Source organism: Streptomyces sp. NPDC054956 (assembly GCF_053609185.1).
In genome coordinates, this window is record NZ_JBSGXB010000014.1 from 1 (window position 1) to 25,883 (window position 25,883).

General features: G+C 72.1%; 24 protein-coding genes and 3 tRNA genes. 12 read left to right on the forward strand and 15 right to left on the reverse strand.

Translation table 11 applies throughout. From position 1 onward, the window contains the following. Nucleotides 1-27: 27 nt before the first annotated feature. A complete protein-coding gene (locus tag ACWGDE_RS04825; protein ID WP_453387577.1) occupies nt 28-447 on the forward strand; it encodes a gamma-glutamylcyclotransferase family protein in 420 nt (139 codons plus the stop codon). Between the two features lie 64 nt (nt 448-511). On the opposite strand, the gene dnaG is transcribed toward ACWGDE_RS04825, so the two are convergent. The 4 genes from dnaG to ACWGDE_RS04845 form a co-directional block, all read right to left on the reverse strand. Continuing rightward, nucleotides 512-2,437, reverse strand: coding sequence for a DNA primase (dnaG, locus tag ACWGDE_RS04830; protein ID WP_453387543.1), 1,926 nt, complete (start codon nt 2,435-2,437; stop codon nt 512-514). A gap of 35 nt (nt 2,438-2,472) precedes the next feature. Then, nucleotides 2,473-3,747: an NAD(P)/FAD-dependent oxidoreductase gene (locus ACWGDE_RS04835; RefSeq protein ID WP_453387544.1), complete on the reverse strand. Its 1,275-nt coding sequence runs from the start codon at nt 3,745-3,747 to the stop codon at nt 2,473-2,475. A 93-nt stretch (nt 3,748-3,840) separates the two neighbouring features. After that, nucleotides 3,841-5,178 carry a deoxyguanosinetriphosphate triphosphohydrolase gene (locus ACWGDE_RS04840; RefSeq protein ID WP_453387545.1) on the reverse strand — a complete coding sequence of 446 codons (1,338 nt, stop codon included), beginning with the start codon at nt 5,176-5,178 and terminating at the stop codon, nt 3,841-3,843. A gap of 66 nt (nt 5,179-5,244) precedes the next feature. Beyond that, complete coding sequence (locus tag ACWGDE_RS04845) at nt 5,245-5,982, reverse strand: sirohydrochlorin chelatase (protein ID WP_453387546.1); 738 nt, start codon at nt 5,980-5,982, stop codon at nt 5,245-5,247. A gap of 529 nt (nt 5,983-6,511) precedes the next feature. On the opposite strand from ACWGDE_RS04845, the gene ACWGDE_RS04850 reads away from it, so the two are divergent. The 4 genes from ACWGDE_RS04850 (at nt 6,512) to ACWGDE_RS04865 (ending at nt 10,436) form a co-directional block, all read left to right on the forward strand. Then, nucleotides 6,512-7,171: a SanA/YdcF family protein gene (locus ACWGDE_RS04850; RefSeq protein WP_453387578.1), complete on the forward strand. Its 660-nt coding sequence runs from the start codon at nt 6,512-6,514 to the stop codon at nt 7,169-7,171. Nucleotides 7,172-7,201: 30 nt separating this feature from the next. Next, nucleotides 7,202-8,008 carry a glucose 1-dehydrogenase gene (locus tag ACWGDE_RS04855; protein WP_453387547.1) on the forward strand — a complete coding sequence of 269 codons (807 nt, stop codon included), beginning with the start codon at nt 7,202-7,204 and terminating at the stop codon, nt 8,006-8,008. A 66-nt stretch (nt 8,009-8,074) separates the two neighbouring features. Then, nucleotides 8,075-8,212, forward strand: a complete 138-nt coding sequence (locus ACWGDE_RS04860) for a hypothetical protein (protein ID WP_453387548.1) — start codon at nt 8,075-8,077, stop codon at nt 8,210-8,212. 46 nt (nt 8,213-8,258) lie between these two features. Further along, nucleotides 8,259-10,436: a molybdopterin oxidoreductase family protein gene (locus ACWGDE_RS04865; RefSeq protein WP_453387549.1), complete on the forward strand. Its 2,178-nt coding sequence runs from the start codon at nt 8,259-8,261 to the stop codon at nt 10,434-10,436. Here ACWGDE_RS04865 and ACWGDE_RS04870 read toward each other — a convergent pair. Further along, entirely contained in the window at nt 10,402-11,406 is a 1,005-nt protein-coding gene (locus tag ACWGDE_RS04870; protein ID WP_453387550.1) for a nucleotidyl transferase AbiEii/AbiGii toxin family protein, read from the reverse strand. The two genes, ACWGDE_RS04865 and ACWGDE_RS04870, sit on opposite strands and share 35 nt — an antisense overlap. Beyond that, the gene (locus ACWGDE_RS04875; RefSeq protein WP_453387551.1) at nt 11,403-12,005 is read right to left on the reverse strand and encodes a hypothetical protein; all 603 of its coding nucleotides are present in this window, start codon (nt 12,003-12,005) and stop codon (nt 11,403-11,405) included. The genes ACWGDE_RS04870 and ACWGDE_RS04875 overlap by 4 nt, the downstream gene beginning before the upstream one ends. Before the next feature lie 64 nt (nt 12,006-12,069). Between ACWGDE_RS04875 and ACWGDE_RS04880 the strand changes: the two genes are divergently transcribed. Further along, nucleotides 12,070-13,257 (forward strand): RNA polymerase sigma factor, encoded by a 1,188-nt coding sequence (locus tag ACWGDE_RS04880; RefSeq protein ID WP_453387552.1) that lies wholly within the window; start codon nt 12,070-12,072, stop codon nt 13,255-13,257. Nucleotides 13,258-13,381: 124 nt separating this feature from the next. Here ACWGDE_RS04880 and ACWGDE_RS04885 read toward each other — a convergent pair whose 3' ends face one another. The 4 genes from ACWGDE_RS04885 to ACWGDE_RS04900 all read right to left on the reverse strand — a co-directional run bounded on the left by ACWGDE_RS04885 (nt 13,382) and on the right by ACWGDE_RS04900 (nt 19,062). Then, nucleotides 13,382-15,313 (reverse strand): ABC transporter ATP-binding protein, encoded by a 1,932-nt coding sequence (locus ACWGDE_RS04885; protein ID WP_453387553.1) that lies wholly within the window; start codon nt 15,311-15,313, stop codon nt 13,382-13,384. Further along, nucleotides 15,310-17,043, reverse strand: a complete 1,734-nt coding sequence (locus tag ACWGDE_RS04890; protein ID WP_453387554.1) for an ABC transporter ATP-binding protein — start codon at nt 17,041-17,043, stop codon at nt 15,310-15,312. Before ACWGDE_RS04890 ends, ACWGDE_RS04885 begins: the two co-directional genes overlap by 4 nt. A 119-nt stretch (nt 17,044-17,162) precedes the next feature. After that, nucleotides 17,163-18,614, reverse strand: coding sequence for an FGGY family carbohydrate kinase (locus ACWGDE_RS04895; RefSeq protein WP_453387555.1), 1,452 nt, complete (start codon nt 18,612-18,614; stop codon nt 17,163-17,165). A gap of 139 nt (nt 18,615-18,753) precedes the next feature. Then, nucleotides 18,754-19,062: a YtxH domain-containing protein gene (locus ACWGDE_RS04900; RefSeq protein ID WP_453387556.1), complete on the reverse strand. Its 309-nt coding sequence runs from the start codon at nt 19,060-19,062 to the stop codon at nt 18,754-18,756. 145 nt (nt 19,063-19,207) lie between these two features. Here ACWGDE_RS04900 and ACWGDE_RS04905 point away from each other — a divergent pair. The 4 genes from ACWGDE_RS04905 to ACWGDE_RS04920 all read left to right on the forward strand — a co-directional run bounded on the left by ACWGDE_RS04905 (nt 19,208) and on the right by ACWGDE_RS04920 (nt 20,577). Further along, nucleotides 19,208-19,280, forward strand: a tRNA-Asn gene (locus tag ACWGDE_RS04905). A 5-nt stretch (nt 19,281-19,285) separates the two neighbouring features. Then, nucleotides 19,286-19,358 (forward strand) — tRNA-Asn (locus ACWGDE_RS04910). A 188-nt stretch (nt 19,359-19,546) separates the two neighbouring features. After that, nucleotides 19,547-19,623 (forward strand) — tRNA-Ile (locus ACWGDE_RS04915). 171 nt (nt 19,624-19,794) lie between these two features. Continuing rightward, nucleotides 19,795-20,577, forward strand: a complete 783-nt coding sequence (locus tag ACWGDE_RS04920; RefSeq protein ID WP_453387557.1) for a hypothetical protein — start codon at nt 19,795-19,797, stop codon at nt 20,575-20,577. Nucleotides 20,578-20,662: 85 nt separating this feature from the next. Here ACWGDE_RS04920 and ACWGDE_RS04925 read toward each other — a convergent pair whose 3' ends face one another. From ACWGDE_RS04925 to ACWGDE_RS04940, 4 genes are all read right to left on the reverse strand, one after another. After that, complete coding sequence (locus tag ACWGDE_RS04925; RefSeq protein ID WP_254381625.1) at nt 20,663-20,935, reverse strand: hypothetical protein; 273 nt, start codon at nt 20,933-20,935, stop codon at nt 20,663-20,665. Between the two features lie 49 nt (nt 20,936-20,984). After that, a complete protein-coding gene (locus tag ACWGDE_RS04930) occupies nt 20,985-21,257 on the reverse strand; it encodes a hypothetical protein (protein WP_453387558.1) in 273 nt (90 codons plus the stop codon). Between the two features lie 76 nt (nt 21,258-21,333). Next, nucleotides 21,334-21,477 carry a hypothetical protein gene (locus ACWGDE_RS04935; RefSeq protein ID WP_453387559.1) on the reverse strand — a complete coding sequence of 48 codons (144 nt, stop codon included), beginning with the start codon at nt 21,475-21,477 and terminating at the stop codon, nt 21,334-21,336. Between the two features lie 5 nt (nt 21,478-21,482). Then, entirely contained in the window at nt 21,483-22,058 is a 576-nt protein-coding gene (locus ACWGDE_RS04940) for a DUF5994 family protein (RefSeq protein ID WP_453387560.1), read from the reverse strand. A 372-nt stretch (nt 22,059-22,430) separates the two neighbouring features. Between ACWGDE_RS04940 and ACWGDE_RS04945 the strand changes: the two genes are divergently transcribed. Beyond that, nucleotides 22,431-24,506: a SpoIIE family protein phosphatase gene (locus ACWGDE_RS04945; RefSeq protein ID WP_453387561.1), complete on the forward strand. Its 2,076-nt coding sequence runs from the start codon at nt 22,431-22,433 to the stop codon at nt 24,504-24,506. 91 nt (nt 24,507-24,597) lie between these two features. Here the strand turns inward: ACWGDE_RS04945 and ACWGDE_RS04950 are convergent, their stop codons facing one another. Next, nucleotides 24,598-24,798, reverse strand: a complete 201-nt coding sequence (locus tag ACWGDE_RS04950; protein ID WP_453387562.1) for a hypothetical protein — start codon at nt 24,796-24,798, stop codon at nt 24,598-24,600. Nucleotides 24,799-24,973: 175 nt separating this feature from the next. Here ACWGDE_RS04950 and ACWGDE_RS04955 point away from each other — a divergent pair, with 175 nt between their 5' ends. Beyond that, the gene (locus tag ACWGDE_RS04955; RefSeq protein WP_453387563.1) at nt 24,974-25,165 is read left to right on the forward strand and encodes a hypothetical protein; all 192 of its coding nucleotides are present in this window, start codon (nt 24,974-24,976) and stop codon (nt 25,163-25,165) included. Nucleotides 25,166-25,883: the final 718 nt, after the last annotated feature.

The window sequence follows — 25,883 nt, forward strand, 5'->3', positions numbered from 1 at the left end:
GAGGAATCCCCGGAGGGGCCGGCGGAGGTGCCGCCGGAGGAACTGCCCTTCTTCGTCTACGGGACCCTGCGCCCGGGCGAGGTCAACCACGACCTGTTCCTGCGCGGCCGCACGGCCGCCGAGGAGCCCGCCCGGCTGCCGGACGCGGCCCTGTACGACGGCCCCGGCTACCCCTACGCCGTGGACCGCGCGGGCTCCGATGTGGCCGGCGAGCTGATCACCCCGGCCCCGGGGGCCTACCGGGAACTCCTCGTCGCGCTCGATCTGCTGGAGGAGTACGAGGGCCCCGGCAGCCCCGGCAACATCTACGACCGGATCGCCCGCGAGGCCCTGCGCCCCGACGGCACCCCGGTCCGCGCCTGGGTCTACCTGGCCGCGCCCCCACTGGCCCGCAGCCTGGCCCGCTCCGGCACGGAGATCCCGAGCGGCGACTGGCTGCGCCGCTGACCCGGACGGGCATCTGCCGGGCCCGGGTCCGGACCGTGGACGGGTGTGTGGGCTCCGGGGCCGGTTACAGGCCTTCCGCGCCGCGGTTGCGCAGGCGTTGGCCGTACTGCTGGAGGACCCAGAGTTCCTCCTGGACCGCCGCCAGCTGTTCCGGCGGGGCCTGCGGGCCGAGGCGGGCCATCGTGCCCTGGATCTCGTGCACCCGGCGGTCGACCGCGCGGAGCCGGACCTGGACCAGCTGGACCCCGGCGTAGACCTCGTCGACCGTCTTCGCGTGGATGGCCTCGACCGCGAGCTCGGTGACCAGCGCGCGGACGGTGTCGTTGGGCGCGGCCTCGCGGACCCGGGTCAGGTAGTCCTCGGTGCCCAGCGAGGCACCCCCGGCGTCCTGCACGGCCTGGCGGACGGCCTGGTAGGGCGGGGCGGTGAACTCGTCGATCCCGTACGCGTCGAAGGCGGGGGAGACCAGGGCCGGCCGCTGCAGGGCCAGCTTGAGCAGCTCGCGCTCGGTGCGGTGGGCCGGGCTGCGCAGGTTCAGCGCGGGACCGCCCGCCGGGGTGGCGGAGGGCGCGGGCGCGGCCTCGTACGAGGACCGGCCGCGGCCCTGCTGCGGCCCGCCGCCGGGGCCGCCCTGGCCCTGGCCCTGGCCGCGGTCGCGCGCCCAGCGGGCGAGCTGCGCGACCCGCTTGACCACGAACTGCTCGTCGCGGATGCCGAGCATGCCGGCCAGCTGGACCGCCGACTCGTGCTGGATCGCGATGTTCTTGATGTTGGCGACGACCGGGGCGGCCTCGTCCAGCGCGGCCGCACGGCCCGCCGGGTTCTCCAGGTTGTGCCGGGCGACGATGTGCCGCAGCGCGAACTCGAACAGCGGGGTGCGGGCCTCGACCAGCCCGGCCACGGCCGCGTCGCCCTGGGCCAGGCGCAGGTCGCAGGGGTCCATGCCGCCCGGGGCGATGGTGATGGAGGTTTCGGCGGCGAACTTCTGGTCGTCCTCGAAGGCGCGCAGCGCGGCCTTCTGCCCGGCCGCGTCCCCGTCGAAGGTGAAGATCACCTCGGCGGTCGCGTTGTCCATGAGCAGCCGGCGCAGGATCTTGATGTGGTCGCCGCCGAAGGCCGTGCCACAGGTGGCGATCGCGGTCGTGACCCCGGCCATGTGGCAGGCCATCACGTCGGTGTAGCCCTCGACGACGACGGCCCGGGAGGTCTTGGCGATCTCCTTCTTGGCCAGGTCGATGCCGTACAGCACCTGGGACTTCTTGTAGATCGAGGTCTCGGGCGTGTTCAGGTACTTGGGCCCGTTGTCGTCCTCGCGCAGCTTGCGCGCGCCGAAGCCGACGACCTCGCCGCTGATGTCGCGGATGGGCCACATGAGCCGCCCGCGGAAGCGGTCGATGGGCTTTCCGCTGCGGCTGTCCTGGGACAGGCCGGAGGTGATCAGTTCCTTGTCGGTGAAGCCCTTGCCGCGCAGGAAGCGGGTCAGGTGGTCCCAGCCTGCCGGGCTGTAGCCGACGCTGAAGTGCGCGGCGGCGGCCTGGTCGAAGCCGCGCTCGGCCAGGAACTTGCGGCCGATCTCGGCTTCGGCGCTGCCGAGCTGCTCCATGTAGAAGTCGGCCGCGGCCTTGTGCGCCTCGACGAGCCGGATGCGCTCGCCGCGGCCGCTGGTGCCGGCGGTGTAGCCGCCCTCTTCGTACCGCAGGGTGATGCCGGCCTGGCCCGCGAGCCGCTCGACCGCCTCCGAGAAGGAGAGGTGGTCGATCTTCATGATGAAGTCGAGGGTGTCCCCGCCCGCCTGGCAGCCGAAGCAGTGGTAGAGACCCTTGCTGGGGCTGACCTGGAAGGACGGGGACTTCTCGTCGTGGAAGGGGCACAGGCCCTTGAGGTTGCCGCCGCCCGCGTTGCGCAGCTGGAGGTAGTCGGAGACCACGGCGTCGATCGGGACCGCGTCCCGTACCGCCTTCACGTCGTCGTCGTTGATCCGTCCTGCCACACGCGCCAGTCTACGGCCGCGGACCGACAGTCCCGTCAGGCACCCTCGGCCGGTAGCAGGGCGGAAAGCGGAACGGAGGGGTCCGCCAGCTTCTCGCGGTCCACGGGCGCCTTCGACCTGATCAGGGCCTGGATCTGATCGGTGACGTCCCACACGTTCACGTTCATTCCGGCCAGCACCCGCCCGTCCGAGAGCCAGAAGGCGATGAACTCCCGCTTGCCCACGTCCCCGCGGATCAGCACCTGGTCGTAGCCGCCCGCCGGGGCGTACCCCGAGTACTCCAGGCCCACGTCGTACTGGTCGGAGAAGAAGTACGGAACCCGGTCGTACGAGACCTCCTGCCCGAGCATCGCCCGCGCGGCGGCCGGGCCCCCGTTGAGGGCGTTCGCCCAGTGCTCCACCCGCAGCCGGGTCCCCAGCACCGGGTGGTGCGCGGCCGCCACGTCACCGACCGCGAAGACGTCCGGGTCGGAGGTGCGCAGCGAGGCGTCCACGGCGATGCCGCCGCCGTGCTCCCGGTCCACCAGGGCCAGGCCCGAGGTCTCCGCGAGCGCGGTCCGCGGCGCGGCCCCGATCGCCGCGAGGACCGCGTGCGCCGGGTGCTCCTCGCCGTCGTCCGTACGGGCCGCCAGCACCATGCCGTCCTGCCCGATGATCTCCGTCAGATGGGAGCCGAAGTGGAAGCGGACCCCGTGCTCGGTGTGCAGGTCGGCGAAGAGCCGGCCGACCTCCGGGCCGAGCACCGCGTGCAGCGGGGTCGGCGCCGGCTCGATCACGGTGACCTCGGCCCCGTACCCGCGGGCCGCCGCGGCGACCTCCAGGCCGATCCAGCCGGCGCCCGCGATCAGCAGGTGCCCGTTGTCCCGGCCCAGGCCCGCGAGGGCGCCGCGCAGCCGCTCGGCGTGCGCGAGCCGGCGCAGGTGGTGCACCCCGACCAGCCCGGTGCCCGGGATGTCGAGCCGGCGCGGTTCGGCGCCGGTGGCGAGGAGCAGCTTGTCGTAGGGCAGCGCCGTGCCGTCGCCGAGGACCACCTTCTTGGCCTCCCGGTCCAGCTGGACCGCGGGCTGGCCGAGGTGCAGCTCGATGTCGGAGGCCGCGTACCAGGACGGCTCGTGGACGAAGACGCTGTCGCGCTCCTCCTTGCCCGCCAGGTAGCCCTTGGAGAGCGGGGGCCGCTCGTAGGGATGCTCGCGCTCGTCGCCGATCAGGATCACCCGTCCCGTGAACCCCTCGGACCGCAGCGTCTCGGCTGCCTTGGCCCCGGCGAGCCCTGCGCCGACGATGACGAATGTCCGGTGTGCGTCGACCACCTGATGCCTCCTCATAACCTCTCCGCCACATGCGACCACATGCGAGCGTCCCGCACTGAGCCTGCCGCGTGAAGGGGGAGTGGCCCGATCGGCTCACCCTTCGGCGCGTCGCGTGCGCAGCGTGAGGCGGGCGTGCAGGGAGCGCGCGGAGGCGTCCGTGAGCGCCGCGATCTGGTCGACGACCGCGCGTTTGCGGGCCTTGTCGTCCGGCGCCTCGTCGAAGACCGCCCGGAACTGCGGGTCCAGGCCCTCGGGCGCGCGGGCGCTGAGCGCCTCCGCGAGCTCGGCCAGGACGATGCGCTGATCGGCTCGGATCCGCTCCTGCTCGTCGCGCTGCATCACGTACAGGTCGGCGACCGCCTTCAGCACGGCGCACTCGTTGCGCGCCTCGCGCGGCACCACCAGCTCCGCCGCGTACCGGGTCAGCCGGCCGGTGCCGTACGCCTGCCGGGTGGCCCCCTCGGCGGCCAGGCAGAAGCGGCCGATCAGCTGACTGGTGGCGTCCTTCAGCCGGGCCTGGGCCACGGCCGAGCCGTCGTACCCGTGCGGCCACCACTCCTGCTCCATCAGCCGGTCCAGCGCCTCGCGCAGCTCTTCCGGCTCGGTGTCGGAGGGCACGTACCGGCCGATGGCCACCCGCCAGATCGCCGTGCGCTCGGGCTCGGCGAACAGCAGGTTCGGGTCGAGGTGGCCGGCGTGCAGGCCGTCCTCGAAGTCGTGGACGGAGTACGCCACGTCGTCCGACCAGTCCATGACCTGCGCCTCGAAGCACTTGCGGTCCGCGGGCGCGCCGCGGCGCAGCCACGCGAAGACCGGCAGGTCGTCCTCGTACGCGCCGAACTTCACCGAGTCCGGTTCGGTCGGGTGGTCCCCGCGCGCCCAGGGGTACTTGGTGGCCGCGTCGAGGCAGGCCCGGGTCAGGTTCAGTCCGACGCTGACAAGTGCGCCGCTCTCCGGATCGGGGACGAACCGCTTGGGCTCCAGCCGGGTCAGCAGGCGCAGCGACTGGGCGTTGCCCTCGAAGCCCCCGCAGTCCTTGGCGAACTCGTTGAGGGCCTCCTCGCCGTTGTGGCCGAAGGGCGGGTGGCCCATGTCGTGCGAGAGGCAGGCCGCCTCGACGAGATCGGGGTCGCAGCCGAGCGCGGCACCGAGCTCGCGGCCGACCTGGGCGCATTCGAGGGAGTGCGTCAGGCGCGTACGGGGACTGGCGTCCCAGTCGTACGAACGCGTGCCCGGGGTGACCACCTGGGTCTTCCCGGCGAGCCGGCGCAGGGCGGCGGAATGCAGTACGCGGGCGCGATCGCGCTGGAAGGCGGTGCGGCCCGGCCTCTTGTCGGGCTCGGTGGCCCAGCGCTCGGTGTCGGCGCTCCCGTACGGATCGCCGGGCTGGTCGGGGCGGACGGGTGCGGTGGTGCCTTCCATGCCTTCCATGCTCAGAACGGTAACCGCACCCGCCGACAAGACGAGACAATCCGAGCAATCCGAACCAACACGGTCTCAGGCGGTGGCCAGTTCCAGCTGTCCGCCGTGCTGCTCGCCGTACGGGGCTTCGTGCCGCGCCAGGAGGGCTTCGTCGTAGCGCTGCAGCACGAGGCGGGCCAGCGCCGGATGGTCCCCGAGAGGCTCGGCGGCCGGTCCCGGCGCGGCGGCGGCGCTCTGGCCGGCGAAGCGGCCGGGGGCGGTGAAGTACGAGGCGACCGCGACCCGGTGGCCCCGGGCGGCCAGCGCCCGCACCGCGTCGGGCACGGTGGGTGCGGCGGCCGAGGCGTAGGCCGGTACGACGACCACCCCGCCGAGCCGTTCGCCGAGCAGGGCGGCGGTGGCCCGGGTATCGGCGGCGGACTGCGGATCGCGCGATCCGGCGCAGGCCAGCACCACCGCGGACCCGGCGCTCCAGCCGGCCTCCAGGAGCCGCTCGTACAGGGCCTCGACGAGCAGCGGGTGCGGTCCCAGCGGGGCGGCGATCCGGGTCCGCAGGTGCCCGGCGCGGGCGGCGGAGGCCGGCAGGTCCCGCTTGACGTGGGTGCCGCGCCCCAGCAGCAGCGGCACCAGGACGGCCGAACCGGCGGCCCGTTCGAGGGTGTCGTCCAGCAGGGGGTGGTTCAGCTCGATGTGCCCGAGCCGGACGTCGAGGCGCGGGCGGAGCTCGCGGACCCGCTCGAGGAGGGCTTCGACGGTGCGCACGGCGCGCGGGTCGCGGCTGCCGTGGGCCACGGCGACGAGGGTGGGCTGCATGGGGGGACTCCGTGGTGTCGGGGACGCAGGCCGCTGAGCTGCGTGCCGAGCTGGGCGGTGATCCGGGTCAGCAACTCCGCCGTGGTGGCCGGCGGAAGGGGAGGCGGGAGGGGCAGGGACTCGGGAGGGTGCGCCGGCTCCGTCATGCACCGATCCTGCGCGCCGCAGGTTGCCGACGCGTTGCGCCGGGGTGACGGGTGTTTTCCACCTGCTCACAGGGGGGTTGCGGACGGGGGGAATCCAGCCCCGCCGGCGTTTGAGGCGCGGGGTCCGGGGCGGAGCCCCGGGGGGTCCGGGCGCAGCCCGGGACCCTTCCAGCCCGTCCGGCGTTCGAGGACCGGGTCCGGGCCGGCCCGGGGAACGGGCGAAGGGCGGGTGGGGGACAGCCCCCGCAGGTCCGGGAAACCGCCGGGCACGTACACGCGTCCGTAGTCGACAGGACCATCAGAGGGGCATTGCATTGAAGCGCGCAGCGGTACGCGACCTGCTCGGAGCGACCCGGGACCGGCTGGGGACCGTACGGATCCGGATGCCCCGGACCGTACGGGACCGCCGCCGGGCGGTACAGGCCGTGATGGCGCTCTGCGTGCTCGCACTGCTGCCCTCGGCCTGGACGCACACGGCGGCCGCGCCCCGGCTCCGCACCACCGCCGCGGCGCCGGCCGCCGAGGTGGCGGTGGTCTTCGGGGCCGGGCTGCTGAACGGCCGGCCGACCCCCTACCTCGCGAGCCGCCTCGACGCCGCCGCCGAGCTCTACCGGACCGGCAAGGTCAAGGTCGTCCTCGTCACGGGCGACAACAGCCGCACCGAGTACGACGAACCCGACGCGATGCGCGCGTACCTGACGGGGCACGGCGTGCCGGACGCCCGCATCGTCAGCGACTACGCCGGCTTCGACTCGTGGGACTCCTGCGTCCGGGCCCGGGAGATCTTCGGGGTGCACCGGGCGGTGCTGATCAGCCAGGACTTCCACATCCGCCGGGCCGTCGCCCTGTGCCGGGCCGCGGGCCTGGACGTGTACGGGGTCGGGGTGGCCGAGGTGCACGACGTGACCTGGTACTACGGCGGCGCGCGGGAGGTCTTCGCCTCGGGGAAGGCTGCGCTGGACGCGGTGTTCAAGCCGGAGCCGCGGTTCCTGGGCCCCAAGGAGGAGGGGGTGTCGCGGGCCCTGGCCGCTCTGGCAGACTGACGCCGCTGTCGGCATATGCCGATTAGTCATATGCCGGTCTGTCTCATTCGTCAGGGGTGTGGAACCGTGGCTGCAGTGGATCTGAGCGACAAGGTCGTCGTCGTCACCGGAGGGGCCCGCGGCCTCGGAGCAGCGGCCGCGCAGGCCGTCGTGGACGGCGGCGGCAAGGTATTGATCACCGACGTCCTGGAGGCCGAGGGGGCCGAGACGGCCGCGAAGCTCGGCGACGCCGTGCGCTTCCTGCGGCACGATGTGACCAGCGAGGCCGACTGGGAGGCGGCGCTGGCGTACGCCCTCGCCGAGTTCGGCCGGCTCGACGGCCTCGTCAACAACGCCGGCATCTCCACCGGCCAGTTCCTGGAGCACGAGAGCGTCGAGCACTTCCGCCGGGTCGTCGACATCAACCTGACCGGCGTGTTCATCGGCATCAAGACGGCGATCCCGCTGCTGCGCGCGAACGGCGGCGGCTCCATCGTCAACATCTCCTCGGCGGCCGGCCTCACCGGCCTCGCGCTGACCGCCGGCTACGGCGCCTCGAAGTGGGGCGTGCGCGGCCTGTCCAAGGTCGGCGCGGTCGAGCTCGCCGAATCGAGGATCCGCGTCAACTCCGTGCACCCCGGCATGACGCTGACCCCGATGACCGCCCCGATCGGCATCCAGGCCGGCGAGGGCAACTACCCCGGCGCCCCCCTCGGCCGCGTGGGCCTCCCCGAGGAGATCGCCGCCGCGGTCGCCTTCCTCCTCTCGGACGCCGCCGGCTACATGACGGGCGCCGAACTCGCCGTGGACGGCGGCTGGACGGCGGGCCTGACCGTGAAGTACCTCACCGGGCAGTGACCCCGCGCGGCGCCCCGGCGGATATGCGCGTGCCCTCCGTCGGGGCGCCGGGCTACGGTCCGCCCCGTGGAACAGGACGCACCCTTCGTACGTGACGTCGTCGACGCCCGGATCGTGTACGTCGAGATCCTCGACCGGCCTCCGATGCTCTGGGCCTCACCGGAGCCGGCGGCTCGCGCTGAGGGGGAGCACCCCGGGTTGTAACGCGGGGCGGCCGTTCGCGTAACACCGGCGTCGCATGGTGAAGCGCATGCACACCCCGGGAGCCGCACCGGCCGACACCGCCTCCTCCGCCGTCACCGCCACGCACTGCCCGTACTGCGCGCTGCAGTGCGGGATGAACCTCCGCCCCGGACCGGGCGGAGCCGGTGTGACGGTGGAGGAGCGCGCGGACTTCCCCGTGAACCGGGGCGCGCTGTGCGGCAAGGGCCGCACCGCTCCCGCCGTGCTCTCCTCCCGGGTGCGCCTGACCCAGCCGCTCGTCCGCACCCACGCCGGGCAGCTGGAACCGGCCACCTGGGAGGAGGCCCTCGACGCCGTCGCCGAGGGCCTCGCCCGCACGCGGCGGTCGTACGGGGCGGACGCGGTCGGGGTGTTCGGCGGTGGCGGGCTGACCAACGAGAAGGCGTACGCCCTCGGCAAGTTCGCCCGCGTCGCCCTCGGGACCTCGCAGATCGACTACAACGGCCGGTTCTGCATGTCCTCGGCCGCCGCCGCGCACCAGCGGGCCTTCGGGCTCGACCGGGGGCTGCCCTTCCCGCTGGAGGACATCCCCCGGACCGGCTGCGTCATCCTCGTCGGCTCCAACCCCGCCGAGACCATGCCGCCCGCCCTGCGCTTCTTCCGGGAACTCAGGGAGAACGGCGGCACGTTGATCGTCGTGGACCCGCGCCGCACGCGGACCGCCGAACAGGCCGACCTGCACCTGGCACCGCGCCCCGGCACGGACCTGGCGCTGGCGCTCGGCCTGCTGCACCTGGTGGTCGCCGGGGGCCACACGGACGAGGAGTTCATCGCCGGGCGTACCACGGGCTGGGAGGAGGCCCGCGCCGCGGCGATGGCGCACTGGCCGGAGCTGGTCGAGCGCATCACGGGCGTGCCCGTGCCCAAACTCCGCGAGGCCGTCCGCATGTTCTGCGAACCCTCCGCCGCCATGGTGCTCACCGCCCGCGGCCCCGAGCAGCAGTCCAAGGGCACCGACACCGTCGGCGCCTGGATCAACCTGTGCCTCGCCACCGGCCGCGCCGGCCGCCCGCTCTCCGGCTACGGATGCCTCACCGGCCAGGGCAACGGCCAGGGCGGCCGCGAGCACGGCCAGAAGGCCGACCAGCTCCCCGGCTACCGCAAGCTCACCGACCCGGCGGCGCGGGCGCACGTGGCCGGGGTCTGGGGCATCGACCCCGACGAGCTCCCCGGCCCCGGACGCAGCGCCTACGAACTCCTCGACGCACTGGGCACCGAGGTCAAGGCCCTGCTCCTGATGGGCTCCAACCCGGTGGTCTCGGCCCCCCGCGCCGCCCACGTCGAGGAACGCATCCGCTCCCTGGAGTTCCTCGCCGTCGCGGACGTGGTCCTCTCCGAGACCGCCGCCCTGGCCGACGTCGTCCTCCCGGTCACCCAGTGGGCGGAGGAGACCGGCACCACCACCAACCTGGAGGGCAGGGTCCTGCTCCGCCGCCGGGCCCTGACCCCGCCGCCGGGCGTCCGCTCCGACCTGCAGGTCCTGCACGGCCTGGCCTCCCGCCTGGGCATGCCGAAGGCCTTCCCGGTCTCGCCCGAGGAGGTCTTCGAGGAACTGCGCCGCGCCTCGGCCGGCGGACCGGCGGACTACTCGGGCATCAGCTACGCCCGGATCGAAGCCGAACAGGGCGTCTTCTGGCCCTGCCCCTCGGCTCCGCAGGCGGGGGAGCCGGCTTCGGCGGAGCCCGGCCCCGGCCCCGGCCCGGGCGGTTCCGCCCCCGGCGAGCCCCACCCCGGCACCCCCCGCCTCTTCCTCGACCGCTTCGCCACCGAGGACGGGCGGGCCCGCTTCGTGCCCGTCTCCCACCGGGACGCCGCCGAGATGCCGGACGCGGAGTACCCGCTGCTGCTCACCACCGGCCGGGTGGTCGCCCAGTACCAGTCGGGCGCGCAGACCCGCCGCGTGGAGGAGCTCAACGAAGCCGCCCCCGGCCCCTTCGTGGAACTCCACCCCCGCCTCGCGGCCCGCATCGGCGCGGTCGACGGCGCCCCGCTGGCCGTCACCTCCCGGCGCGGCCGCGCGGTCGCCCCGGCCCGCGTCACGGACACCATCCGCGCGGACACGGTCTTCATGCCCTTCCACTGGCCGGGCGAGGGCCGTGCGAACACCCTGACCAACCCGGCGCTGGACCCGGTGTCCCGGATGCCGGAGTTCAAGGTTTGCGCGGTCCGCGTCGAGCCGGCCTAGGCGTGTCCGGCGCCCCGGCGAAGGTCGGCGCCAGCGCCGCGACCAGCCGCCGGGCGTAGTCCTCCTCCGAGTCGGAGAGTTGCGGGTACTCGGCCGCGAAGTGGTCCCACTCGTGGCCGACGTTCCCGTACGCGACGATGTCCTCCAGGGTCAGTCCCGGATTCGGCAGCGGCTGTTCGGGCGCCAGCCGGAACACCTGGTCCAGCAGCTCGTACGACAGGGGGAACGCCTCGGCCAGCAGGACCGCGTCGTAGAGGTCCTTCCCCTGCGGGTAGGAGTCGCTCACCAGCCACAGCAGCTTCCAGGCCAGGGACAGGGCGGGGGAGGCGGCCAGGACCACGGCCCCGCAGGAGAGTTCCACCGGCTCGGGCTCCTCGGGCAGCCGCTCGTTGAACACGAAGTCGAGCTGGACGTGTCCGGCCGGCAGCCCCGGTACCTGCCACGGCAGCATCATCCTCATCCCCGGCACCCGTTCGTACGTCCAGATGCCCTCGCAGACCGCACCCGAGTCCTTGATCCCGGCCCGGCCGGCCGCACCGGCGGCGATCTCCTCCAGCATCCGCGTCGTCCGCCCGTCGTCGATGTTCCAGCTCCGCGGCACGACCACGAAGTCGAGGTCTCCCGGTTCCCGGGCCGCCTCCCCGAACCAGTCGGCGAGCAGCACGCTCCCGCGCAGCACCAGTGAGTCCCCCCACCGGGACTCCGACACCGCCAGGAGCACGGCGTCCAGCGCGGCCCGCCGTGCCGTCCGCCAGGAGGCGGTGCGCTCCGGGTCGTCGAAGACCGGGTCCCCGGCCCGGTACGCGTTCTGGAACTGCTTCAGCGCCGGGTCGAAGACGGACCGCTGGCGGACGTCGTCCCCGGTCACCGTCCGCAGCGTCCTGGGCAGGTCGTGCTCCCTGCGCGTCTCCTCGTCCAGCGGCCCCCTGGGCAGTTCCTCGGACTGCCACCCGAACTTCTCCCACGTCATCGAACGTCCCCCTCCTCGATCCACCCGTCGTCCACCGACAGGTCGCTGTCGTACAGCACGAACTCCCGCTCCTCGGAGCGGATTTCGTACCCCGCACCCACCAGCGCGGCGACGAGCCCATCGCACGCGCGGCCCGCCGCCTCCGCCGTGCCCCGGCAGCGCTGGGTCACGAAGCGTTCGTGGCGGGACCCGGACAGGACCCGGCGGGCGTTCCACGACACGTGCGCCGCGTGACGGACCGCGAGGGACTCCAGGGCCGCCCGGTCGTAGTCGGCGGGGAGCCGCAGCTTCACGTGGTGCTCGAAGTAGCCGCCGCCGGGACCGGGTTGCTCCTCGCTCCACGGGACGGTCTCCACCTTGACCCGGACCGGGTCGAAGCCGGCCGAGCGCAGCGCGGGCACCAGCCGCGCGTGGCCGTCGCGGTCCGGCAGGGTCAGCATCGGCTGCGAGGCCATCCGGCCCCGGGCCAGCACGATGTGCGTCACCCTCAACTCACGTTCACCGGCCCAGGTTTCGAGTCGTGCCAGCTCGGCAGGGTCGGCGCAGCGCACCGTGACGTGAGTTTCGTACTCGGACATGACAGCGATCTTCTCGGACATGCGTCCGATCCGCATCGGGGTTCTCGTCCGGGGGTAACGATGGGTCACGCGACGGACTCAGAAAGTGCTCGCACGCCCCTCGTGGCAGCGATGTGCCGTACGCCACACTGAAGTCCGGTGCCCCCGTCCTCGGAGCCCTGTGGAGGTCGCCCCCGTGCAGACCCAGAGCTTGACCGTCAGCGTCAGTCCGCCCGGAAGCGCCGCGGGTGACGTCGAAGCCGCCGCGGCCGAAGAGCCCGAGGCCGACGCCGTGGACGAGGAGGAGGAGCCCGAGGCTCCGGAGCTGATCGAGCACGTGCCCGCGCAGCGCAAGCGCGCGGCCGAGGGCTCCGCCGGGGCGGGTCCGTCCGCCGACCTCTTCCGGCAGTACCTGCGCGAGATAGGCAGGATCCCGCTGCTCACCGCCGTCGAGGAAGTGGAGCTCGCGCGGCGCGTGGAAGCGGGACTGTTCGCCGAGGAGAAGCTCGGCAGCGGCGTCGAGCTCGACCTGCAGCTCACGCTCGACCTGGACAAGCTCGTCGTCATGGGGCGCATGGCCAAGCGCCGCCTCATCGAGTCGAACCTGCGGCTCGTCGTCTCCGTCGCCAAGCGCTACGTCGGTCGCGGGCTGACCATGCTCGACCTGGTCCAGGAGGGCAACCTCGGACTGATCCGGGCCGTCGAGAAGTTCGACTACGCCCGCGGCTACAAGTTCTCCACCTACGCCACCTGGTGGATCCGCCAGGCGATGTCCAGGGCGCTGGCCGACCAGGCCCGCACCATCCGCGTGCCCGTCCACGTCGTCGAGCTGATCAACCGCGTCGTCCGCGTCCAGCGGCGCATGCTCCAGGAGCGCGGGTACGAGCCGACGGCCGAAGAGGTCGCCGTCCACCTGGAGTTGACTCCGGAACGGGTCCTGGAGGTGCTGCGCCTCGCGCAGGAGCCGGTCTCGCTGCACGCGCCCGTGGGCGAGGAGGACGACGTCGCGCTCGGCGACCTCATCGAGGACGGCGACGCCGCCTCGCCCGTGGAGTCGGCCGCGTTCTTCCTGCTCCGCGAGCACCTGGAGGCGGTCCTGTCGACCCTCGGGGAGCGGGAGCGCAAGGTCGTCCAGCTGCGCTACGGGCTCGCCGACGGGCGGCCGCGCACCCTGGAGGAGATCGGACGGATCTTCGGGGTGACCCGCGAGCGGATCCGGCAGATCGAGTCGAAGACGCTGAACAAACTGCGCGACCACGCCTTCGCCGACCAGCTGCGCGGCTACCTCGACTGACCGGCCCGACATGCTGACCGGCCCGACCTGCTGACCGGCCCGTCATGCCGGCCGGCCCGGACATGCGGAAGGGGGCGCCCCGGACGGCGCCCCCACCCCGCTCCGGCCGCGGCCGGCCGCGGGCCTAGTCGACCTCGGCCACCGCCTGCGCGAACTGCGCCGCGTACAGCCGCGCGTACGCGCCGCCCGAGCCCAGCAGCTCCTCGTGCGTGCCCTGTTCCACGATCGAGCCGCTCTCCATCACCAGGATCACGTCGGCGTCGCGGATCGTGGACAGCCGGTGCGCGATCACGAAGGACGTGCGCCCGTGCGCGAGGCGCGCCATCGCCTTCTGGATCAGCACCTCGGTACGGGTGTCCACCGAGCTCGTCGCCTCGTCGAGGACCAGGATCACCGGGTCGGACAGGAACGCCCGCGCGATGGTGATCAGCTGCTTCTCGCCCGCGCTGACTCCCGCGCCCTCGTCGTCCAGCACGGTGTCGTAGCCCTCGGGCAGGGTGCGGACGAACCGGTCGGCGTGGGCCGCCCGGGCGGCCTCCTCGATCTCGGCGCGCGTGACCTCGCGCGAGGCTCCGTACGCGATGTTCTCCGCGATGGTGCCGCCGAACAGCCAGGTGTCCTGGAGCACCATGCCGATGCCGCCGCGCAGTTCCTCGCGGGTCATCTTCGCGATGTCCACGCCGTCGAGGGCGATCTCGCCGCCCGTGACCTCGTAGAACCGCATCAGCAGGTTGACCAGCGTGGTCTTGCCGGCGCCGGTCGGGCCGACGATCGCGACCGTGTTGCCGGGGTCGACGGTGAGCGAGAGGTTCTCGATCAGCGGCTTGTCCGGCTCGTAGCGGAAGGCGACCTTGTCGAAGGTGACCTGGCCGCGCAGCTCCTCGGGACGCTCCGGGACCTCGGCGTCCGGCTCCTGCTCCGCCGCGTCCAGCAGCTCGTAGACCCGCTCCGCCGACGCGACGCCGGACTGCACCAGGTTCGCCATGGAGGCGACCTGCGTCAGCGGCATCGAGAACTGGCGCGAGTACTGGATGAAGGCCTGCACGTCACCGATCGACAGGGTGCCGGAGGCGACCTTGAGACCGCCGACGACCGCGACGAGCACGTAGTTGATGTTCGAGATGAACAGCATCACCGGCTGCATGATCCCGCTGACCAGCTGCGCCTTGAACGAGGCCCGGTACAGCGCCTCGTTCTGCTCGGCGAAGAGGGCCGCGGACTCCTTCTGCCGGCCGAAGACCTTGACCAGGGTGTGGCCCGAGTACATCTCCTCGACGTGCGCGTTCAGGGCGCCCGTGGACTTCCACTGCGCCACGAACTGCGGCTGCGACTTCTTGCCGATCCTCGCGGCGACGTACCCCGAGACCGGGATCGTCACCAGCGCGACCAGCGCCAGCACCCACGAGATCCAGAACATCATCGCCAGCACGCCGACGATCGTCAGGATCGAGTTGAGCAGCTGCCCCATCGTCTGCTGGAGCGTCTGCCCGATGTTGTCGATGTCGTTCGTGGCCCGGCTGAGCACCTCGCCGCGCTTCTGCCGGTCGAAGTACGACAGCGGCAGCCGCGACAGCTTCGCCTGGAGCTCCTCGCGCATCCGGTACACGGTGCCGTTCATGATGTGGTTCGACAGCCGCGTCGCGACCAGCATCAGCAGACCGGCGGCCGTGAACACGACCAGCGCCCACAGTGCCACCGCCCCGACCGCGCCGAAGTCGATGCCCTTGCCCGGGGTGAAGTCCGTCCCCGACAGCATGTCCGCCATGCCGCCCTGGCCATCGGCGCGCATCGCCGCCAGCGCCTGCTCCTTGGTGGCACCGGGCATCTTCTGGCCGATCTCCCGGCCGACGATCCCCGCGAACACCAGGTCGGTGGCCTCGCCGAGGATCTTGGGGCCGGTCACCGAGGCGGCGACGCTGCCCACGACCGCGAGGATCATGCCCCACAGCTTGGCCCGGTCGTGCGCCAGCTGGCGCAGCAGCCGCTTGCCCGAGCCCTTGAAGTCCATGGTCCGCGTCACCGGCGGCCCCATCATCCGTCCTCCGGGCCCACTCATGCGGCCTCCGCCTCCGTCAGCTGGGAGAGCACGATCTCCCGGTAGGTCTCGTTGCCGGCCATCAGTTCGTGGTGGAGCCCCTCGCCCACCACCTGCCCCTCGTCGAGGACGATGATCCGGTCGGCATCGCGGATCGTGGAGACCCGCTGGGCGACGATGACCACGGTCGCGTCCTCGGTCTCGCGGGCGAGCGCCGCGCGCAGCGCCGCGTCCGTCGCGTAGTCCAGGGCCGAGAAGGAGTCGTCGAAGAGGTAGATCTCCGGGCGCTGTACGAGCGTGCGCGCGATCGCGAGGCGCTGGCGCTGCCCGCCGGAGACGTTGGTGCCGCCCTGGGCGATGGGCGCGTCGAGCCCGCCCTCCAGTTCGGAGACGAAGCCCTTGGCCTGCGCCACCTCCAGCGCGTGCCACAGCTCCTCGTCGGTGGCGTCGGGACGCCCGTAGCGCAGGTTGCTGGCGACGGTCCCGGAGAACAGGTACGGCTTCTGCGGGACCATGCCGACGGTCCTGGCGAGCAGGTCCGGGTCGAGGCGGCGCACGTCCTCGCCGTCGACGAGCACCTCGCCGCCGGTCGCGTCGAACAGCCGGGGGACCAGGCCCAGCAGCGTGGACTTGCCGCTGCCGGTGGAGCCGATGACCGCGGTGGTCTCGCCGGGGCGGGCCACCAGGTCCACCGCGCGCAGGACCGGGGCCTCGGCGCCCGGGTAGCGGAAGTCGGCGCCGCGCAGCTCCAGCAGGCCGTGGCGGGAGAGCTCGCGGACGGGCTCGGCGGGCGGGACCACGCTGGAGTCGGTGTCCAGGACCTCCTGGACGCGCTCGGCGCAGACCTCGGCGCGCGGCACCATCATGAACATGAAGGTGGCCATCATCACGGCCATGACGATCTGCATCAGGTAGGCGAGGAAGGCCGTGAGCTGGCCGATCTCCATGCCGCCGCTGTCGATGCGCATCGCGCCGAACCAGATGACGGCGACGCTGGAGATGTTCACGACCACGATGACGGTCGGGAACATCAGCGCGAGCAGCTTGCCGGCGGCCAGCGAGACGCCGGTCAGGTCGGCGTTGGCCTCGCGGAAGCGTTCCTTCTCGTAGTCGTCGCGGATGAAGGCGCGGATCACCCGGTTGCCGGTGATCTGCTCGCGCAGGACCCGGTTCACGGTGTCCAGCCGCACCTGCATCGCCCGGAACAGGGGGCGCGTCTTCAGCACGATCGCCCCGACCGACAGGCCGAGGACGGGGACCACCGCGAGCAGCACGCCCGACAGCTTCACGTCCAGCGAGAGCGCCATGAAGATGCCGCCGACGCACATGATCGGCGCCGAGACCATCAGGGTGAAGGTCATCAGCACGAGCATCTGGATCTGCTGCACGTCGTTCGTCGTACGGGTGATCAGCGACGGGGCGCCGAACTGGCCGAGCTCGCGCGCGGAGAAGCTCTGTACGCGGTCGAAGACCGCGGCCCGGACGTCACGGCCGAGGGCCGCCGCGGTGCGGGCGCCGAAGAAGACGGCGCCGACGTTGCAGACGAGCTGGACCAGCGAGACGCCGAGCATGAGCGCGCCGAAGCGCAGGATGTAGCCGGTGTCGCCGTTGACGACACCGTTGTCGATGATGTCGGCGTTCAGCGTGGGGAGGTAGAGGCTCGCGCTGGTCTGCAGCAGTTGCAGCAGGACCAGCACGGCGATCGGTTTCCGGTACGGACCGAGGTGGGTCCGCAGAAGTCGTATGAGCACGCGCAGGCTCCGGTCGGCATGATCGAGGGGGTTCACCCCATCTTCTGCCAACGGATGGCCCGATCCCCACCGGTTTTCGCAAAGCCCGGTCAAAAGGAGTAGTCGGGTCGGTCCGGGACCTACGCCCCGGGCTGGAACGCCCCCGGGTGGATCTGTTCCCGCGTCGCGATGTACTGCTGGCGCACGCCCTGCCAGGCCGGGTACTCCTCGTCCGGCTCGAAGACCTGCGCCGCCTGAGCCGGCCACACCGGCGGGGTGTGCGGGGCCAGCGTGCCCTGCGCCACACCGAGCGCCCACGCCGCCTGCCGGGCCGCGCCCAGCGCCGCGTAGTCCGCCGGAGCCGGTACGACGACCTGCGTGCCGAAGAGTCCGGGAGCGAAGGCCTGCACGGCGGGCAGCTCGGCCGCCGCGCCCAGCAGGAACACCCGGCGGATCTCCACACCGCGGCTGCGCAGCACGTCGAGGGCGTCCACCAGCCCGCAGAGCATGCCCTCGAAGGCGGCCCGCGCCAGGTGCTCCGGCTTCATGGAGTCCCGGCGCAGCCCCGCCAGGGTGCCGGCGGTGTGCGGCAGGTTCGGCGTCCGCTCGCCCTCCAGGTACGGCAGGAGTACGAGTCCGTGGGCGCCCGGGGTCGACTTCAGGGCGAGCGCGCTCAGCCCCTCCAGATCGGTGCCCAGCAGCTCGGCGGTGCCGCGCAGGGCCCGTACGGCGTTCAGGGTGTTCACCACCGGCAGGTGCATCCCGGAGGCGTCGGCCAGCGAGGTGATCAGGCCGCCCGGCTCCGACAGCGCCTCGTGGTGCACCGCCATCACCGACCCGGAAGCGCCGAGGGAGACCACCGCGTCGCCGGGGCCCATGCCCAGCCCGAGCGCGGCGGCCATGGTCTCGCCGGTCCCGGCGGAGATCAGCAGCCCCTCGGGCGTGGTCCCGGCGGCGTCGGCGGGGCCGAGCACCTCGGGCAGCAGCGCCCGGTGCCCGAGCGCGAGCTCGACCAGGTCGGGGCGGTAGTTTCCGGTGGCCGCCGACCAGTACCCGGTGCCGGAGGCGCCGCCCCGGTCGGTGGTCCGCCGCGCCGGGCGGCCCAGGAGCTGCCAGACGAGCCAGTCGTGCGGGGACATCAGGACGGCGATCCGCCGGGCCGCCTCGGGCTCGTTGCGGGCCAGCCAGGCGAGCTTCGCCAGCGGCTGCGCCGAATGGGGGACAGAGCCCACGGCCTCGACCCAGGCCTGCCGGCCGCCGAAGGACTCGATCAGGTCCGCCGCGGCGACCTGGCCGCGCTTGTCGTTGCCGACCAGGGCGGGGCGGACGAGGCCGCCCTGCGCGTCCAGCGGCAGCAGTCCGTGCTGCTGGGCGGAGACGCCGATGGCCTGGACCCCTTCGAGGAGCCCTCCGCCGGCGGCCTCGCCGAGCGAGAGCAGCCAGGCCTGCGGATCGGTTTCGTGAGGCAGGGCCTCGCCGGCGGGCTGCGGATGGGGGGCGTACCCCTGGCGCAGCACGGCGCCCGTCTCGGTGTCACAGACGACGATGCGTGTGAACGCGGAAGAGCTGTCCAGCCCGGCGACTATCCCCATGCGGAGAATTCTGCCGCACGCCGGGACGATCTCCTCCGCCCCGGACCGCGCGGAGACCTTGCGTGGCCGGCGCGCGGCCCTCGGGAGTACCGGGGGAGGACCCGGGGAGAACCGGCCGGTACGGCGCCCCGCGAACCGGTCAGGTGTTGCTGGTGCCCCAGTCGTCGTCGACCTGACCGTTGCCGGAGACCCGGGCGCGCAGGCCCCGTACCCGCCCAGCGAGGGCGTCCGGCACGGAGTCGCCGACCCTGTCGCTCACCGCGGCGAAGGCCTTGCCCGCGAACTCGCGCCCGCTCTGACCGGCGCTTTCGGCGGCGTTGCGCACCACCGGGTTCTGCGCGAGCTCGCGCGCGGACTTCTTCAACTGTTCATATCGCTCGCGCCCGGCCCGGGTCCCGAGCACGTACCCGAGGGCCAGTCCGACCGCGAACGTGACCTTGTACCGCATGCCTGCCACCCTTCGTCGTGTGGTGCCCGGCCTGCTGGCGATACCGATTGGCGGAGCACCCCCCTGCTTGCGCTAATCTATGACTCGCAACGGGCACTCGCCCCCCGGCCAGGCCGGAGGTGGGCTGTTCGGTGCAACGCAGCAATCCCCTGTAGCTCAATTGGCAGAGCAGCCGACTGTTAATCGGCAGGTTACTGGTTCGAGTCCAGTCGGGGGAGCGCGGTCCCCTGTAGCTCAATTGGCAGAGCAGCCGACTGTTAATCGGCAGGTTACTGGTTCGAGTCCAGTCGGGGGAGCAAGAGAGAACGAGGACCCCGGGTGGGTCCTTTTTCTTTTTATTGCCCTGCGTGCGGAACCGGGCAGCGCCCGACGCGGTCTCTCTGGGCAGGCGAAGCCGATCATGCGAGGCATCCGAGGCAGGAGATCGTATGAGCGGCTATGCTGCGGCAGACGGCGCGCACACATGTACGCGCCACGCCGTGAAGGGGCGGTAGCTCAGCCGGTTAGAGCAGCGGACTCATAATCCGTCGGCCGTGGGTTCGAGTCCCACCCGCCCCACCACGGCAGGTCAGAAGAATCCTTCTGACCTGCCGAAACGTTTCCTTCGCTGCGCCGGGCCCTCGCAGGCTTGTCGGCGTGGCGCACATCAAGGATGCGGGTCGGACTTCGCAACGTTGGTGTCCTGGCAAGTCCTCCCCGGTACCGGAGGTTTCCAGGACTAGCCTCCGCACCATGCTGCGTATCGCCGACACCCGCACCGGCCGGTTCGTGGAGATTCCTTCCGCCCACCGGCACCTGCTGCGCATCTGCGTCCACGTGCCGGTCATCGACACGGGGATCGGTTTGGCGCATCTGCGGGCGCCTCTGGTCGGCGACGTGCTCGCGCGCGCCGCGGAGTTGCAGGGACTGCAGTCCCTCACGGCCCTCACCACGCCGGACCTGCCGCATGAGCAGACCCAGGCGCTCGATCGAGCCATGGCTGCTCTCGGCATCCACCCGCCCGGCACCATGGGTGTCCACCAGCTGACCGAGACGTTCTGCGCGGCCGCCGACGTGCACGTCCTCGCGTACGGAGCCGTCCTGCCGGACGCGGTCGGCGGAGTCCGGGTCGAGGTGGGCCAGGTCGGCCCGCCGCCCCCGGAAGGATTCGCCCCGGCGGGGACCGATCCGCTGGCTGTGAGGATGCTGTTGCTCGGCCATGCCCATGGCATGCCGGTCACGGTCACCGGCTCCGCGCTCGACGAGGCCCGGCGGACGCTGACGCACTGGCGGCAGCGGGTGGCCGACTGGGCGCAGCAGCCGTCCAGGCCGATTCCTGCCGACGAGCTGCGGCAGGCTCAGGCCGCGATCGCCGACGATCTCGGCGTCCTCGCCGTCCTGGACATGCTGTCCGGGATGGCGACACGGGCCGAGGTGCCGGCCGGTGCCAAGTTCGAGACGTTCGCCTTTCTCGACCGCGTCCTCGGGCTGGACCTCGTACGCGAGGTCGGCCACCAGTACCAGGCGACGCCATGACTCCGGGCCTCGGGCGCCCGGTCGTCCTGTAGCGCGCCAAGTCCGCCCGGCCGCCCGGCCGGTGGCCGTGGCGTGGCAGGACCGCTCAGCCGCGTTCTTCCTCCTCGGCCTCCATGCGCCGGATTCCTTCGTGGGTGAGGGTGACCATCGCCGGGGTGTTGCCCGGCTCCCAGTCGACCGTGATCAAGCCCTCGCCCGCCAGGTAGGTGCAGGCGGCGGCCAGGTCCTGCTCCGGCACGTGGAGGTCGTGCCGGAGCTGGGCTCCGGTGATCCCCAGAAGACGATTGCCTTCGACGGCTTCGTACAGGACCCGGAGCACCTGATCGCGGTAGGTCTTGCGTTCGTGCAGGGTGGCCATGACCGCGTCCTCTCGTGTGCGGGGTGGGTGGGCTTCCGGGCCCTGGCTCTCAGGTCTCGTCGGAGTGGGTGCCGGCGCCGACGGGGGTTCTGCTGGCGGCCAGCCAGGAACGGGCGGGGCCGGCCGGTGTCGCCGTGTCCACGGTGAGGTGGAGGCGGGTGTCGCCGTCGAGACCGGGGTAGCTGCGCTGTTCCGCGCCGTCGAAGCAGTGACGAAGCACCTCCGCGACGGCTCGGGCGGCTTCGGGGGTGTGCGCGATGATCCGCACCTCGGCTCGGGCTTGTCCGAGCGACGGCAGTATCCGGGTCTCGATGTGCTTCACGTTGGCGTGCTCCCTTCGGAGCGGGCAGAGAAGAGTCGGCGGGTGGGCGCGGGCGTCCACCCGCTGGGCCGGCCGGTCACCAGGGCCGAAGCCGGGGCAGGGGGTCGCTGAAGAGGTAGGCGGTGATCCGCGCGTCTTGCTGTGCGTCGAGCAGGTGGATCAGGCGCATTCCGATACCGGTCATGAGGATGACCGCTGCGATGAGGACGACGGTCTCCACGCTCCTCACCTCCATGTGCTCCCGGGCAGGGGCAGAGCCCGTGACCCGAGCAGGTTCCCGAAGGGCGACATGCACGCCCCGCCTTCGGCCTCCCAGTCGTCCACGCGGCTTCGCGAGTCCCGTAGGCCACGGCCGATGCCGGCTTCGTTGGCCATCAGGTCGCCGGCGGTGAGGACGCTGCCCGGGATCGCGGCGGCGGCCATCAGCCGGGCCGCGGCAGCGGGCTCGGTCTCGGGCGGGATCACCAGCAGGTCCCAGCGGCCGACGGTGTAGGAGAGCAGGATCAGCGTGTCGGGGTGCTGTTCGGTGAACCAGCCCACGTGCAGGGTGTGGCCGCCGGCAGGCACCGTGTGCGGGACGAGAGGCCAGCGGGTGGGGTTCACCGTGACACGGGTGACACGCCCCCAGGGCTCCTCCAACGCGCCGGCCAGCAACGGAAGCTCGGCGGTGAGGTCACGGGAGCGTGGCCACCAGGCACCGTCCAGCCGGCCTGCGAGCGTGGTCTTGGGCGTGAGCGACAGGCGTGCCGAAAGAGCGGGAGCCTGGACGCGGGACGCCGCGCGGTCAATGGTCGCAGTCATGGCGCGGACCCGTCCCCGGGCTGTTCGCGTACGGCCCGGTGCAGTGATCGCCGGAAACGGCGTCCGCGTGGAAGCAGACGCACGAAATACTCCCGGTCCCTCCACCGTACTCCGGTCCACGGCCCCGGAAGCCGGTTCTGACCAGGTATTTTCCGGTCCGATGGCGAACTGGGGCCAGGAAGCCGACGTCCCTGGGCTGGTGTCGACCGGCAGCCGGGGGCAGGCTGGGAGTGCGGCAGCCAGCGGGTCCGTACGGTCATCGGCGCCGTCGCCGACGGGCTGCTCTTCCTGGTGCCGCTCCGGCACCCATCGACTCCGCTGACGAGGAGAGTACTGGTCACCAGCGGTGACGGGCGTGGAAGGAGCCATGGGATGCGAGCTGCCGAATCCTTCCCGGCCCACCCCGGCCGGCCCTCGGACGGTGGTTCACCTGAGCCGGGGGGTCTGCTGGACGTCCTGAAGGTCGCCGCCGTGGTGCTCGACGCGGAGGGGCGGATCACGCTGTGGAGTCCGCAGGCCGAGGAACTGTTCGGATACACCGCGGATGAGGCCCTCGGCCGGTTCGCGGGCCGGCTGCTGGTCCACGAGCAGCACCTGGAGCTGGTGGTCGACCTGTTCGCGCGGGTCATGGCGGGCGGGGGAAGCTGGGCGGGCGTGTTCCCCGTGCGGCACAAGGACGGCGCCACGCGGCTGGTGGAGTTCCGGAACATGCGGCTGGAGGACGGCCGGAAGGGCGTCTATGCCCTGGGCCTGGCCACCGACCAGGCGACGTTGCGGCAGGTGGAGCGGGATCTGGCGCTGTCCACCCGGCTGATTTCGCAGTCCCCGATCGGGCTGGCGATGGTGGACACCGATCTGCGGTACGTGACCGTCAATCCGGCGCTGGAACGCATCAACGGTCTGCCGGCTGCCGAGCACGTCGGCCGCAACATCCGCGAGGCACTGCCCTTTCTGGACACCGGGGCCATCGAGTCCGCGATGCGTGAGGTCCTGGCCACCGGAATCCCGATCCTCGACCGAGAGTCCACGGGGCGCACCCCGGCCGATCCGGACCGTGAGCACGTGTGGTCGGTGTCCTTCTACCGGCTGGAGGCTTCCAACGGGAGGGTGCTCGGGGTCGCGACCTCCGTCGTCGACGTGAGCGAGCGGCATCGTGCCACGGCCGAGGCCGCCAGGGCCCGGCAGCGCCTCGCCCTGGTGGCCGACGCCTCCCTGCGCATCGGGACCACGCTCGACCTCGACCAGACCGCCCGCGAACTCGCCGAGGTCTCCGTGCCGGAACTGGCCGACGTGGCCGCGGTGGACGTGCTCGACAGCATCCTGCACAGCCGCGCGGCCGCTGCCGTACACGAAGGGTCAGCGGTATTCAGGGCCCTGGCCGTGGCTGCCGCGCACCCCAGCGAGGCGGTGGGTGCGGCTGACCCGCCGGGCGAGGTGGCGCGCTACGACGCCGACCGGCTGGTCACCCAGTGCGTGAACACCGGCCGCCCGGTCCGCGTGCCCCACGTGGACGCCGATGCCCTGATCCGCATCGCCCGCAGCCCCGAAGCCGTCGGCATGCTGGCCGCCGCGGGACTCCACTCCTACCTGGCCGTGCCGCTGATCGCCCGCGGCGAAGTCCTCGGCGCCCTCGACCTCAAGCGCCTGCGCAATCCGGAACCGTTCACCGCCGACGACGAGGTCCTGGCCGGCGAGCTGGCCGCGCGCGCAGCCGTGTGCATCGACAACGCCCGCTGGTACCGGCAGGCACGCAACACCGCCCTCACCCTCCAGCGCAGCCTCCTCCCTCAGGAACCACCGGACCCGCCCGGCCTGGAGATCGCCTACCGCTATCAGCCCGCCCAAGCGGCGGACGAGGTCGGCGGCGACTGGTTCGACGTCATTCCCCTGACGGGCGACAAGACCGCCCTCGTCGTCGGCGACGTCATGGGCAGCGGCATCAGCGCCGCCGCGACGATGGGTCAGCTCCGCACCGCCACCCGCACACTTGCCGACCTCGACCTCGACCCCGCCCAGGTACTGCGTCACCTCGACCGCCTGGCCGACCCCATGGGGCAGACCATCACGACCTGCGTCTACGCCGTCTACGACCCCCACCACACCCGATGCCTCATCTCCAACGCGGGGCACCTGCCACCTGTGTTGATGCGTCCCGGACGACCACCCGAACTATTGGAACTACCCACCGGAGTCCCTCTCGGCGTCGGCGACGTCCTCTTCCACACCACCACGTTCGACCTGTACCGCGGCGACCAACTGGTCCTCTATACCGATGGCCTGGTCGAAACCCGCGACCAGGCCATCGACGAATGCCTGAACGCCCTCCTCGCCCTCCTCGAAAAGCCGCCCCGAACCCTGGAGGAGACCTGCGACATGCTCCTCCACGCACTGCGCCACCCCGGCGACCACGACGACGTCGCCCTGCTCATCGCCCGGGTCCAGCACTGACACCCCCGCGACCGGGCGGGACGTGACAGAGCCCGGCCGGGGTGACTGGGGACCGGCCGGGCTCTGGGCGTGGGGGCGCGTGGTGCTCTGGTCAGAACGTCTCGTCGTGCAGGTCCTCTTCGCGCAGCAGATCGTCCTCGCGGCGCCGTGAGGTCTCCTTCTCGCCGGGCTTCTGTCCCCGCTCGCGGGACGGCTTGCCCGGCTGGGTGCGCGCGGGGTCTCCGGGACGATGGTGCTCCTGCGCCTCGCGGCCCTTGCCCGGCTCCTTGCCCTTGTCCTGCCTACCGTCCATGACGGCGACTCCTCTTGACGTGTGGGGTGGGGTACGGATTCCTCCCGGACCACGCTGACACGCACAGTGACGATCCGCATCATCTCGACTACGGAGCGAGGCATGTGGGTGACGTCCGGCCCCGGAGGTCACCTTCGTCCTGCCCGCCGACACCCCACCCGGCCCGGTCGGCGTGGTGGGCGACTTCAACGGCCGGCAGCCCGGTGCCCACGCCCTGCGGCCGCGCAAAGACGGGAAGCGGGCCGTCACGGTCGAGCTGCCGAGCGGGAGCGCGCATTCCTTCCGGTATCTGGCGGCCGGTGACTACTGGTTCAACGACGAGGGTGCCGGCGATCAGGACGGCCCCAACAGTCGACTGCGCACCTGATGACCCCAGCAGCGTTGACCCCAAGATCGCCGACGAGATCCTCAGGGAGACATCGAGCTCGCGGACGGCCTCCGCGCGGTGGCGAGCTCGTCGAGCTTCATCACATGCGGTGACGGGAGGTCGGCGCGAGGATCGTCGCACCTTCCGGTCGGTCCGCCGCCCCGGGTGGGAGGGGGTGGATGCCCTTCGCGTCCGGGGCCGGGTTGCACTCAACCGCTGATTTCCCAGCACCGGCGGTGCGGCGATCGCTGCACCACCGTCGGTTGAGGAGCGTGGGACAGGATTCGGCAGGATCACATCCTGGGCAACGGTCCGCCTTTCTAAGAAAATCGCAGGTGAGACGCGTCACGCCAATGGGTTCGAGTCCCACCCGCCCCACCACGACAGGTCAGGAGAGCGTTCTGACCTGCGAAAAGGCTCCTTCGGTCGCCTCGCGTGCCTCGGATCGGCGTGGCGAGCGTGTGGCGAGAGGTGTTCTCTGCCGCCTTCACGCCGAGTGCTTGGGCCTGGGCTCGCCTCAAGGCCTTGGACGTGCTTCAGCCGCCGTCGTTGCCTCTTGGGGTGGGGCGGCAATCCCCTGGGTGAGCTGTTGGCTCCGTTGGTGTCGACGCTCCGGATGTCGGTGATGCCCATGGCCGGAGATGTTGTCGGGGGTGACGTCCACGGTGGAAACGGTCGTTCAGGTTCGGCTGCTCCCCCTTGTGTCGAGGTTCCGCCG

Coding starts and splice junctions, on each gene's coding strand:
- ACWGDE_RS04840 (WP_453387545.1), bottom strand. CDS start 5,178: ATGGAAGGCATGGAAGGCACCACCGCACCCGTCCGCCCCGACCAGCCC.
- ACWGDE_RS04845 (WP_453387546.1), bottom strand. CDS start 5,982: ATGCAGCCCACCCTCGTCGCCGTGGCCCACGGCAGCCGCGACCCGCGC.
- ACWGDE_RS04850 (WP_453387578.1), top strand. CDS start 6,512: ATGCCCCGGACCGTACGGGACCGCCGCCGGGCGGTACAGGCCGTGATG.
- ACWGDE_RS04855 (WP_453387547.1), top strand. CDS start 7,202: ATGCCGGTCTGTCTCATTCGTCAGGGGTGTGGAACCGTGGCTGCAGTG.
- ACWGDE_RS04865 (WP_453387549.1), top strand. CDS start 8,259: ATGCACACCCCGGGAGCCGCACCGGCCGACACCGCCTCCTCCGCCGTC.
- ACWGDE_RS04870 (WP_453387550.1), bottom strand. CDS start 11,406: ATGACGTGGGAGAAGTTCGGGTGGCAGTCCGAGGAACTGCCCAGGGGG.
- ACWGDE_RS04875 (WP_453387551.1), bottom strand. CDS start 12,005: ATGTCCGAGAAGATCGCTGTCATGTCCGAGTACGAAACTCACGTCACG.
- ACWGDE_RS04885 (WP_453387553.1), bottom strand. CDS start 15,313: ATGAGTGGGCCCGGAGGACGGATGATGGGGCCGCCGGTGACGCGGACC.
- ACWGDE_RS04895 (WP_453387555.1), bottom strand. CDS start 18,614: ATGGGGATAGTCGCCGGGCTGGACAGCTCTTCCGCGTTCACACGCATC.
- ACWGDE_RS04900 (WP_453387556.1), bottom strand. CDS start 19,062: ATGCGGTACAAGGTCACGTTCGCGGTCGGACTGGCCCTCGGGTACGTG.
- ACWGDE_RS04920 (WP_453387557.1), top strand. CDS start 19,795: ATGCTGCGTATCGCCGACACCCGCACCGGCCGGTTCGTGGAGATTCCT.
- ACWGDE_RS04925 (WP_254381625.1), bottom strand. CDS start 20,935: ATGGCCACCCTGCACGAACGCAAGACCTACCGCGATCAGGTGCTCCGG.
- ACWGDE_RS04940 (WP_453387560.1), bottom strand. CDS start 22,058: ATGACTGCGACCATTGACCGCGCGGCGTCCCGCGTCCAGGCTCCCGCT.
- ACWGDE_RS04945 (WP_453387561.1), top strand. CDS start 22,431: ATGCGAGCTGCCGAATCCTTCCCGGCCCACCCCGGCCGGCCCTCGGAC.
- ACWGDE_RS04950 (WP_453387562.1), bottom strand. CDS start 24,798: ATGGACGGTAGGCAGGACAAGGGCAAGGAGCCGGGCAAGGGCCGCGAG.